The sequence below is a fragment of the Lysinibacillus sp. genome, assembly GCF_032093475.1.
In the GTDB taxonomy this organism is placed as follows: Bacteria; Bacillota; Bacilli; order Bacillales_A; family Planococcaceae; genus Lysinibacillus; species Lysinibacillus irui.
Genome location: NZ_DAMDAY010000146.1, coordinates 1 through 10,460 on the forward strand (window position 1 = coordinate 1; position 10,460 = coordinate 10,460).

The following is a 10,460-nucleotide window of genomic DNA, read 5'->3' on the forward strand; positions in this document are numbered from 1 at the left end:
ATGAAATAATAGGTTGTACTGTTATTTCTGAAGACGGCCAAACAATTGGTATTGTGGCAGATATCCTGCAAACAGGGGCAAATGATGTGTGGGTAGTCAAAGGTTCGAAAAAAGAGCATTATATCCCTTATATAGAAGATATCGTAAAAGATATAGATGTTGAAGAAAAGAAAATAGTAATTCATGTAATGGAAGGTCTATTATGATGAATATTCATGTACTAAGCCTATTCCCAGATATGTTTTCTGGCGTTTTTGGAGCGTCGATATTAAAGAAAGCACAAGAAAAAGGCGCTGTAAAACTAGAGGTAACGGATATTCGTACATTTTCGGGGAACAAGCACAATCAAGTTGATGACTATCCATATGGTGGTGGAGCAGGCATGGTATTAAAGCCTGAACCTATGTTTAGTGCAGTAGAGGCAATAACTGCAGGAAAACAGCCACGTATCATTTTAATGTGCCCACAGGGTGAAAGATTTACTCAGAAAAAGGCAGAGGAGCTAGCACAGGAAACGGAATTAGTTTTCTTATGCGGGCATTATGAGGGCTATGATGAACGTATACGTCAGCATCTTGTGACAGATGAAATCTCCATTGGTGATTTTGTGTTAACAGGTGGCGAGTTAGGAGCTATGACCGTTATTGATAGTGTAGTTAGACTGTTACCTGGTGTATTAGGGCAAGAGGATTCACATATTCAAGATTCTTTTTCAACAGGTTTATTGGAGCATCCCCATTATACACGACCTGCGGAGTTTCGTGGAATGAAGGTACCTGATGTTTTACTTTCGGGAAATCATGCTAAAATCGAGCAATGGCGAGAGGAACAATCGCTGAAAAGAACTTTTGAGCGTCGACCAGACTTACTCGAGCATTATCCATTAACAGACAAGCAAAAATTGTATCTAGAAAAACTAAAAAACAATCATCAAGATGCTTGATTACGTGCTTTATTTATGATAACATCTATTCTGTACTTCTATGTGAAGTACTGAATTACGGTGTTCCGCTGTGGCATAGATTGCGTGCAAGAGCATCTGTCTAAGGAGAGAAAAACAATGTCAAACATTATTGCAGAAATTACAAAAGCTCAGCTTCGCACTGATCTACCAGCTTTCCGTCCTGGTGATACTGTTAAGGTACACGTGAAAGTAGTAGAGGGTACTCGTGAACGTATCCAAATCTTCGAAGGTGTAGTAATTAAACGTCGTGGTGGCGGTATTAGCGAAACTTTCACAGTTCGTAAAATTTCTTACGGTGTAGGTGTTGAACGTACATTCCCTGTACACACACCAAAAATCGCTAACCTAGAAGTTGTACGTCGTGGTAAAGTACGTCGTGCTAAACTTTACTACCTACGTAACCTACGTGGTAAAGCTGCTCGTATTAAAGAAATTCGATAATTATGACTTAAAAGTGAGGGGCTTGAGTTCAAGCCCCTTTTCTTTTTGCTTGTCATCTTAATTCACTATCATCTAAAATGGTGATAGACAAGGGGGCAATTCTCGATGGAAAAACAGGTGAAAGAAAAGAATGAATTATGGGAATGGACAAAAGCACTATTAATTGCATTTGCGATTGCTGCAATTATTCGATATTTTTTATTTACACCCATAGCAGTTGATGGAGAGTCCATGATGCCAACCCTTGAAGATGGCGATCGAATGATTGTGAATAAAATTGGTTATAAAATAGGTGAACCGAAACGTTTTGATATCGTTGTATTTCATGCACCTGAACAAAAAAATTATATTAAGCGTGTAATTGGATTGCCGGGGGATACACTGGAGTATAAGGACGATCAATTGTATATCAATGGTGAGCCAATAGATGAGCCCTATTTAGATGCTTATAAAGCGCAAATCACCGGAGGAACCTTAACAGAAGACTTTACCCTAAAAGACATCGATGTTTCTTTGGACACCATTCCTGAAGGATATGTTTTTGTCATGGGGGACAATCGTCGAAATAGTAAAGATAGCCGACATATCGGGCTAGTTGAACAAAAGGAAATTATCGGTAACACCAGTTTGATTTTCTGGCCGTTTAGTGACATAAAAATTGTAAAGTAATGCAAGAAAGGGAGCGCTGAATCACTCCCTTTTTCTTTTAGTTTAGGAGGTATAGGTGTGACAATACAATGGTTTCCTGGGCATATGGCAAAAGCCCGACGTGAAGTAACTGAAAAATTAAAGCTTGTTGATATTATATTTGAATTAATAGATGCTCGTTTACCCCTATCCTCGCGTAATCCGATGATCGACGAAGTAATTAATCAAAAACCTCGTCTGTTAATTTTAAATAAAGCGGATATGGCAGATGAGCAAGAAACACGTAAATGGGTAGAATAATTTGCTCAACGTGGTCATAGAGCAGTAGCCATTAATTCACTTGAGGGCAAGGGCTTACAGCAAGTAACAAAAGCCGCACAAGAAATTTTAAAAGAAAAATTTGACCGTATGAAAGCAAAAGGAATGAAACCTAGAGCTATTCGTGCCATGATTGTTGGAATTCCGAACGTTGGAAAATCAACGCTCATCAATCGCTTAGCGAAAAAAAATATCGCTAAAACGGGCAATACACCAGGTGTGACTAAAGCACAGCAGTGGATTAAAGTCGGTAAAGAACTGGAGCTTTTGGATACGCCAGGTATTTTATGGCCGAAGTTTGAGGATCAAGAAGTAGGCTTTAAATTAGCTTTAACAGGTGCCATTAAGGATACCATTACAAATATGGAAGACTTAGCTGTCTATGGTTTGCGATTCTTATCTGTTCATTATCCAAAGCGTATGGAAGAGCGATATGGTATCGAATTTATTCATGAAGAGTTAGTGGATACATTCGACCATATTGGGAAACTACGTCGTGTATTCGGTCCTGGTGGAGAAATTGACTATGATCAAGTAGCTCAACTAATTGTTCGAGATATACGCGGATTACAATTAGGTAAACTTACCTTTGATTTTGTTGGAGAACAGCTAGAAAAAGAAGCTGAGCAATTATAAGTTTTGAAACTGTCACATGTTCTTGTGGCAGTTTTTCTTTTAGGAATGACTTTTCTTACCGATAATGACTATAGAGAGGTAAATAGTTTTCAAGTTAAAGAGACTACATAAACATGTTATAGTTTTAATGAGTAGTAGCAAGAAGGAGTACAAAATGAAAACCATTAAAGAAATTACAACTGCATTGAAAGATGCGGAGGAATGGCAAGATTGGATGATAGAAATTGAGGCGGATGTAAGAGCTGGCGTACAGAAGGCTTGGCTTACATGGCAAAAAAGACAAGATAAAAAACGTCAATTACAAAAAGAACATCAAGCAAAAGTCGCATTCGATTTAAGCTACGGGGGCATAGATACATTGATTGCTGGTGTAGATGAGGCGGGACGTGGACCGTTAGCGGGGCCAGTCGTGACTGCAGCTGTGATATTACCGACTAATTGCGAGGCGCTTGTTGGATTGAATGATTCGAAACAATTATCAAAGGAAAAAAGAAATGCCTTTGCCACTTTAATTAAAGAGCATGCCATTAGTTATTTTATCCATTTTCAATCGGCCCAGCAAATCGATGCGTTAAATATTTTTGAGGCAACCAAACAATCTATGAAAGCAAGTGTAGAATCACTAACGAAAAAGCCGGATGTTGTTCTTGTAGATGCTATGACATTGCCTATTTCAATCCCACAGGATTCGATTATTAAAGGTGATGCTAAAAGCTTAGCAATAGCGGCAGCCTCTATTTTAGCTAAAACAGCCCGAGATGATTATATGGAACAATTAGATAAGGACTTTCCGATGTATGGCTTTGGACAACATGCCGGCTATGGTACAAAGCAGCATTTAAAAGCATTAGAGGAATACGGACCAACTATTCATCATCGTAAATCATTCGAACCGATTAAATCCATGTTTCAATAACGTTCAAAAAGGAAACACAATTACACGAAGGAGTAATTGATGAAAGGAGTTTGTATATGACAGCCACATCATTTAATCCGATTCAACCGCAACAAAATGCTATCACATCAACAAATCAACCCCTTGCCTTAAAGCAAGGACAAGTATTCCATGGCACAATTAAGCAATTATATCCAGACCAGATGGCAGAAATACAAGTAGGCAATCAAAAGTTCATAGCTAAACTTGAAGTACCTTTAAAAGCCGGAGATGCCCATTTCTTTCAGGTAACAGGAACAAATCCACAAACGGAATTAAAAGTGGTGACTGGACCGATGATGCAAGCATCTACGCCCAATCAACAAATTAATCAGCTTTTAGAATCTATGAATTTACCTAAATCTACAGAGATGCAGCAATTGTTGGGACATTTTATGAAGGCGCAACTACCTATTTCGAAAGATCAACTGCTCCAAGCAGAAATATGGTTAAAGGCATTGCCAGAAGGGATGTCGAAAGTGGATGCACTGCAAACCATCCAAAAAATGATAGAGCTTAAAATGCCGATGACAAATGATGTGTTTCATGCACTCATGAATGGTCAAAAAACGTCTGGTATGACCACGCTCATGGATAACTTTGCTCAGCTTTTAGCAAAGGATGTAACTTTATCTGCCCAATTGAGGCAAAATCTAATGCAACAAGTACAAGCGATTGCCAAGCCTTTTGAAGTAGAAACGGGTGGTGTCATCCTTGCTAGAGTTCTTCAGAGTTTAACAAATAGTGCTGCAATGATGAGTGAAAAAATGCAAGCATTATCGATTCTCAAGGAATCAGGCATTCTTCCACAGCAGGCTACATTACAAAACTGGTCAAACATTAAAGAAGCAAAAGCTTTTCAACCAATGCAGCAAGCTGGACAAGTTATTCAAACCATCGTTGCTACAAAGCCTGAAAATGCCAGTCAACTTGTGGAACAGCTTAAAACATGGCTAGGAAATCAACAATTATTAACGAATGAGCAAAAACAGCAAATCAATCAGCTAATGGACCGTTTTAATCAGATACCGGTAACCAAACAAACGCTAGATGTTTTTGCTAAACAAATGCAGGATCAACTATTAAAAGCGTTTGCCCAAAATACAGCTGATCGTCTATTTACACAGGATGCCCATGCACTTTCTGTGAAGGATCATCTGCTCTCTCTTTTTAGGCAAGAATCAAATTCTCCTTTCCAGAATGAAGTTCTAATGCGCAACCTTGTGAAAAATAGCATTGATTCTACACAACCATTTATTCAGCAAACTTTAACCCAAGCAGATGCACTAGTACAAAATTCGATGGATAGCAAAGCGATGGAGCATGCCCTAAAAACAGTGTTAAAAAATTTAGGGATTAGCTATGAGGCTACCTTAGGCAATAAATCAGCGGATCTGCAAATGATTGCTCATCAGCTAAAGCCACAGCTCCATACATTATTGCAGGAAACTAATACGACACCTCAAATGAAGGAAGCGGCAGAAATGCTCATGACACGTATGAATGGCATGCAGCTATCTTCAGGAGAGAATGGTCATCAACATCAGCTTATTATGCAAGTCCCGCTTGAGTTTTTCGGCAAAAAGATGGATGCAACATTACAATGGAATGGTCGTATGAAGGATGATGGCAAAATCGATGCCAACTATGCACGTGTATTATTTTATTTACAGATGGCATCAATGCAAGAAACGGTGATTGATATGCAGGTTCAAAATAGAGTGGTCACAGTAACAGTCTTTAATGAGCATTCAGATATTCAGCCACTTGCGGAGCCACTAAAGGCAGCCTTGAAAATGGGCTTGGCAGAAAAAAATTATCAACTTTCAGGAGTCTTTATTAAACAATTTGACAAGGGGCAAACGGCAAAAGTAAGTCCTGTAATAGAACAGCAAGAGGATCATAGTGGGGTGGATATCCGCGTATGAGCGAAGAAAAATTTACACGAAAAGAGGCAATTGCGCTTACTTATAAACTTGGACAATTTGATAGTCCAACTGTTGTAGCAAAGGGAAAAGGGAAAATTGCTGAAAATATTTTAGCTCGTGCTACTGAGCACAATGTGCCAATTTATGAGGATCCTAACCTCGTGCAATTGCTTGGTCAACTGGATTTAAATGAGTCCATTCCAGAAGAATTATATCAGGCCGTAGCTGAGGTTTTTGCATTTATATATCGTTTAGATCAGCAACATGCGCGAAAATATAGAAAAAATGAAGTATTCTGACTATTCTTGCAAGCTGTTTTAGTACACAAAATAGAAAAAAGCGGCATAATAAGAGAGAAAATTCGAACTAAAGACAAAGTGTAGACTTTATCAGAATCTTTCGTTAGAATAGTCTATGTTAGTAAAACAATTCTACGCAAATGTTTGATGGGAGGATGTATTATGAATATCCATGAATATCAAGGGAAAGAGATTCTGAGAAAATATGGTGTAGCTGTACCGAACGGAAAAGTTGCTTTTTCCCCTGATGAAGCAGTGAAAGTAGCGAAGGAACTTGGCTCAAATGTAACAGTAGTCAAGGCGCAAATTCATGCAGGTGGACGCGGTAAAGCAGGTGGTGTAAAAATCGCTAAAAACCTAGACGAGGTACGTACGTACGCAAAAGAATTATTAGGGAAAATTTTAGTGACTCATCAAACAGGTCCAGAAGGTAAAGAAGTAAAACGCTTGTATATTGAAGAGGGTTCTGATATCCAAAAAGAATATTATTTAAGTCTAGTATTAGATCGTGCAACATCTCGTGTTACGATGATGGGATCTGAAGAAGGCGGTATGGATATTGAAGAGGTTGCAGAAACAAATCCAGAAAAAATCTTCAAAGAAGTAGTAGATCCTGTTGTGGGCTTAACAAGCTTCCAAGCACGTCGTATGGCGTTTAATATGAATATTCCAGCAAACCTAGTAGGGAAAGCTGTTAAATTAATGTTAGGTTTATATCAAGCATTTATCGACAAAGATGCTTCGATTGTAGAAATTAATCCACTTGTTGTAACTGGACAAGGTGAAGTTGTGGCATTAGATGCTAAGTTCAATTTTGATGCGAATGCACTATATCGACATAAAGATATTGTCGAATTACGCGATTTTGACGAAGAAGATGCAAAAGAAATCGAAGCATCCAAATATGATTTAAGCTATATTTCATTAGATGGTAACATTGGTTGTATGGTTAATGGTGCCGGTCTTGCAATGGCCACTATGGATACAATTAGTTATTATGGCGGAAGCCCTGCTAACTTCCTAGATGTAGGGGGCGGTGCAACAGCTGAAAAAGTAACAGAGGCTTTCAAAATTATCCTTTCTGATCCAAACGTAAAAGGCATTTTCGTAAACATTTTTGGCGGAATTATGAAGTGTAACATTATTGCTGAAGGTGTTGTGACAGCTGCTAAAGAAATTGGTTTAGCTGTGCCGTTAGTTGTACGTTTAGAAGGTACAAATGTAGAACTTGGAAAAGAAATTTTAAATGCATCTGGTTTAAACATCGTTGCAGCGGATTCAATGGCTGACGGTGCACAAAAAATTGTGGGACTAGTAGGCTAAGGAAGGCAGGGAGAACAATGGCTGTATTTATTAACAAAGATACGAAGGTAATTGTACAAGGGATTACGGGCGAAACAGCTCTTTTCCATACGAAGCAAATGCTAGAGTATGGTACTAAAATCGTAGCAGGTGTAACACCAGGTAAAGGTGGACTTGAAATCGAGGGAGTTCCTGTTTTCAATACAGTAGCAGAAGCTGTAGCTGCAACAGGTGCTACAACTTCAGTTATCTATGTACCTGCACCATTTGCGGCAGATGCAATTTTAGAAGCTGTTGATGCTGAATTAGAATTAACAATCTGTATCACAGAGCATATTCCTGTCCTTGATATGGTTAAAGTTAAACGTTATATGGAAGGTAAAAAGACTCGCTTAGTAGGTCCGAACTGTCCGGGTGTAATTACTGCTGACGAATGTAAGATTGGGATCATGCCTGGTTACATTCATACAAAAGGCCATGTAGGAGTTGTTTCTCGTTCTGGTACTTTAACATATGAAGCGGTGCACCAACTAACACAAGCTGGCATTGGTCAAACAACTGCTGTAGGTATCGGTGGAGACCCTGTTAACGGTACAAACTTCATTGATGTTCTAGAAGCATTTAATAATGATCCAGAAACTTACGCAGTAGTTATGATTGGAGAAATCGGTGGTACAGCTGAGGAAGAGGCAGCTGCATGGATTAAGGCAAATATGACGAAACCTGTCGTAGGCTTTATCGGTGGGCAAACTGCACCTCCAGGCAAACGTATGGGTCACGCTGGTGCTATCATTTCTGGTGGTAAAGGAACGGCAGCAGAAAAAATTAAAGCGATGAACGCTGCTGGTATTGAAGTAGCGGAAACACCGTCTGTTATTGGTGAAACGTTGATTAAAGTAATTAAAGAAAAAGGGCTATACGAAAAGTGTAAAACCCATTAAAATGGAAGATGTAGCACATTGATGCTACATCTTTTTCATTATTTATACACTGTATACCATCTTCTCTTTTTCCTACTTGCGGTGAAGAAAACGACAATTCTGTGGCAGGTGTCATAAATAATGATGAAAAAGTTGTGTTGAAATTATCTTGCGGTCATTTAATTTCTTCTATTATAAAAGGAGGTTTGTTAAATGATCCTTGCAATGGATACCCAGAGATTACTAGCTTTACATTATGTTTACCCATTACCACTTCAGAAACTTCAGCGTTTATTGACCCCAGTGAATATTTTAAACGAGTTTGAAAATATTCAATATGATGAAATAGCAAAGGTTTTACAAATATCGGCACATAAAGCATATCAACTCTCGCACAGTTTTCGACAAATTATGACAACTTCATTTGAAGAGGTTTATGCACAAGAAAATATAGTCCCCATACCGTTTTATCATCCTTACTTCCCAGCGCAATTATTTGAAATATCCAACCCACCTACTGTATTGTATGTGAAAGGTCAGTATTCCCTGTTATCAAATAATAAACAGATAGCTATTATAGGTTCTAGGAAGGCTACAGCGTATTCAAAGAGGGCGATAGATGTCATAGTCCCACCTCTTGTTCAACGTGGGTATACGGTCGTCAGTGGGCTTGCTAGAGGTGCTGATACGATAGCACATAGGGCGACAATTGATGTGGGAGGCCACACAATTGCGGTGCTTGGACATGGTTTTAATTATCTCTATCCAGCAGAAAATCGCGTTCTTGCTAAACAATTGGCAGAACACCAACTATTAGTGACAGAATACCCCCCTTACATGAAGCCTGAAAAATGGCATTTTCCAATGCGTAATCGAATTATTAGTGGATTATCTCAGGCCTTAGTTGTCACAGAAGCTGCGTTGAAAAGTGGCACGCTTATTACAACTGAGCTTGCATTGGAGCAAGGGAAAGATGTATTTGTTGTGCCAGGACCTATCGATGCAATGCAGTCTAGGGGAACAAATCAATTACTTTTAGAAGGGGCCATTCCAGTAATAAATGGTCATCAAATTATTGAAACATTGGACCTCTTTTCTAACAAAAATTGAAAAAAAGTTGCATTATCTTAAAATCTGTTATACATTTTGCAACAGGTAACTTAAAAAATTTAGTAATAGACCTCGCTAAGGGGGAGACATAGATGGCGGATTATTTAGTGATTGTAGAATCACCGGCAAAAGCAAAAACAATTGAACGATATTTAGGTAAGAAATATAAAGTAAAAGCATCGGTTGGACATGTTAGGGATCTTCCACGTAGCCAAATGGGTGTTAGTGCTGAGAATAACTTTGAACCTAAATATATTACGATACGTGGTAAAGGACCTGTATTACAGGAATTAAAATCTGCGGCAAAAAAAGTGAAGAAAGTTTATCTAGCGGCCGATCCAGACCGCGAGGGAGAAGCAATTGCTTGGCACCTTGCGACTGCGTTAAACATTGATATTCACTCAGATTGTCGTGTTGTATTTAATGAAATCACCAAGGATGCAATTATAGAGTCCTTTAAAAATCCACGTCCAATTAACATGGATTTAGTAGATGCACAACAAACAAGACGTATATTGGATAGACTCGTAGGCTATAACATTAGCCCAATTCTGTGGAAAAAGGTGAAAAAGGGTCTATCAGCAGGTCGTGTACAATCGGTAGCTCTACGCATGATTATTGATCGTGAAAATGAAATTAAAAACTTCCAACCAGAAGAATATTGGACAATTGAAGGAACATTTGAAAAAGGTAAAAAAACCTTTGATGCTCTTTACTATGGAAATGGTAAAGACAAAATTAAATTAACAAATGAAGAACAAGTAAAGGCAATATTAAAAGATGTAAAAGGAACAAACTTTAATGTTGTCAATGTAACGAAAAAGGAACGCAAACGTAATGCTGCGCCAGCCTTTACAACATCTTCTTTACAACAAGAGGCAGCACGAAAGTTGAATTTTCGAGCTAAGAAAACCATGATGCTAGCTCAACAGTTATATGAAGGTATTGATATTGGAAAAA

Annotated in this window: 11 protein-coding genes and 1 pseudogene; all 12 read left to right on the forward strand. The window is 38.5% G+C overall.

The window, feature by feature from the left end; all coding sequences use genetic code 11:
* Positions 1–206: ribosome maturation factor RimM (gene rimM, locus RT445_RS21165; protein ID WP_313471504.1), on the forward strand; the 206-nt coding region annotated here is incomplete at its 5' end.
* Positions 206–943: a tRNA (guanosine(37)-N1)-methyltransferase TrmD gene (trmD, locus tag RT445_RS21170; protein WP_312505489.1), complete on the forward strand. Its 738-nt coding sequence runs from the start codon at positions 206–208 to the stop codon at positions 941–943. The genes rimM and trmD, both read left to right, overlap by 1 nt.
* A 117-nt stretch (positions 944–1,060) precedes the next feature.
* On the forward strand, positions 1,061–1,405 hold the full coding sequence (gene rplS, locus RT445_RS21175) for a 50S ribosomal protein L19 (RefSeq protein ID WP_274795944.1): 345 nt from the start codon (positions 1,061–1,063) through the stop codon (positions 1,403–1,405).
* Between the two features lie 105 nt (positions 1,406–1,510).
* Positions 1,511–2,074, forward strand: a complete 564-nt coding sequence (gene lepB / locus RT445_RS21180; RefSeq protein ID WP_274795945.1) for a signal peptidase I — start codon at positions 1,511–1,513, stop codon at positions 2,072–2,074.
* Between the two features lie 57 nt (positions 2,075–2,131).
* Positions 2,132–3,007, forward strand: a pseudogene (gene ylqF, locus RT445_RS21185) (ribosome biogenesis GTPase YlqF).
* 154 nt (positions 3,008–3,161) lie between these two features.
* Entirely contained in the window at positions 3,162–3,923 is a 762-nt protein-coding gene (locus RT445_RS21190; protein ID WP_312505164.1) for a ribonuclease HII, read from the forward strand.
* Between the two features lie 56 nt (positions 3,924–3,979).
* Complete coding sequence (locus RT445_RS21195) at positions 3,980–5,869, forward strand: hypothetical protein (RefSeq protein ID WP_312505165.1); 1,890 nt, start codon at positions 3,980–3,982, stop codon at positions 5,867–5,869.
* A complete protein-coding gene (locus tag RT445_RS21200; protein ID WP_274795949.1) occupies positions 5,866–6,168 on the forward strand; it encodes an EscU/YscU/HrcU family type III secretion system export apparatus switch protein in 303 nt (100 codons plus the stop codon). The genes RT445_RS21195 and RT445_RS21200 overlap by 4 nt, the downstream gene beginning before the upstream one ends.
* 162 nt (positions 6,169–6,330) lie before the next feature.
* Complete coding sequence (gene sucC / locus RT445_RS21205) at positions 6,331–7,491, forward strand: ADP-forming succinate--CoA ligase subunit beta (RefSeq protein ID WP_274795950.1); 1,161 nt, start codon at positions 6,331–6,333, stop codon at positions 7,489–7,491.
* Between the two features lie 17 nt (positions 7,492–7,508).
* Complete coding sequence (gene sucD / locus RT445_RS21210) at positions 7,509–8,411, forward strand: succinate--CoA ligase subunit alpha (RefSeq protein ID WP_274795951.1); 903 nt, start codon at positions 7,509–7,511, stop codon at positions 8,409–8,411.
* A 192-nt stretch (positions 8,412–8,603) separates the two neighbouring features.
* The gene (gene dprA, locus RT445_RS21215; RefSeq protein WP_274795952.1) at positions 8,604–9,500 is read left to right on the forward strand and encodes a DNA-processing protein DprA; all 897 of its coding nucleotides are present in this window, start codon (positions 8,604–8,606) and stop codon (positions 9,498–9,500) included.
* A 92-nt stretch (positions 9,501–9,592) separates the two neighbouring features.
* The coding region (locus tag RT445_RS21220) for a DNA topoisomerase (protein ID WP_313471506.1) at positions 9,593–10,460 on the forward strand (868 nt) is incomplete at its 3' end.

What these genes read in the sequence shown, in the direction of transcription:
- trmD (WP_312505489.1), top strand. Translation starts at nt 206, where the DNA reads ATGAATATTCATGTACTAAGCCTATTCCCAGATATGTTTTCTGGCGTT.
- rplS (WP_274795944.1), top strand. Translation starts at nt 1,061, where the DNA reads ATGTCAAACATTATTGCAGAAATTACAAAAGCTCAGCTTCGCACTGAT.
- lepB (WP_274795945.1), top strand. Translation starts at nt 1,511, where the DNA reads ATGGAAAAACAGGTGAAAGAAAAGAATGAATTATGGGAATGGACAAAA.
- RT445_RS21190 (WP_312505164.1), top strand. Translation starts at nt 3,162, where the DNA reads ATGAAAACCATTAAAGAAATTACAACTGCATTGAAAGATGCGGAGGAA.
- RT445_RS21195 (WP_312505165.1), top strand. Translation starts at nt 3,980, where the DNA reads ATGACAGCCACATCATTTAATCCGATTCAACCGCAACAAAATGCTATC.
- RT445_RS21200 (WP_274795949.1), top strand. Translation starts at nt 5,866, where the DNA reads ATGAGCGAAGAAAAATTTACACGAAAAGAGGCAATTGCGCTTACTTAT.
- sucC (WP_274795950.1), top strand. Translation starts at nt 6,331, where the DNA reads ATGAATATCCATGAATATCAAGGGAAAGAGATTCTGAGAAAATATGGT.
- sucD (WP_274795951.1), top strand. Translation starts at nt 7,509, where the DNA reads ATGGCTGTATTTATTAACAAAGATACGAAGGTAATTGTACAAGGGATT.
- dprA (WP_274795952.1), top strand. Translation starts at nt 8,604, where the DNA reads ATGATCCTTGCAATGGATACCCAGAGATTACTAGCTTTACATTATGTT.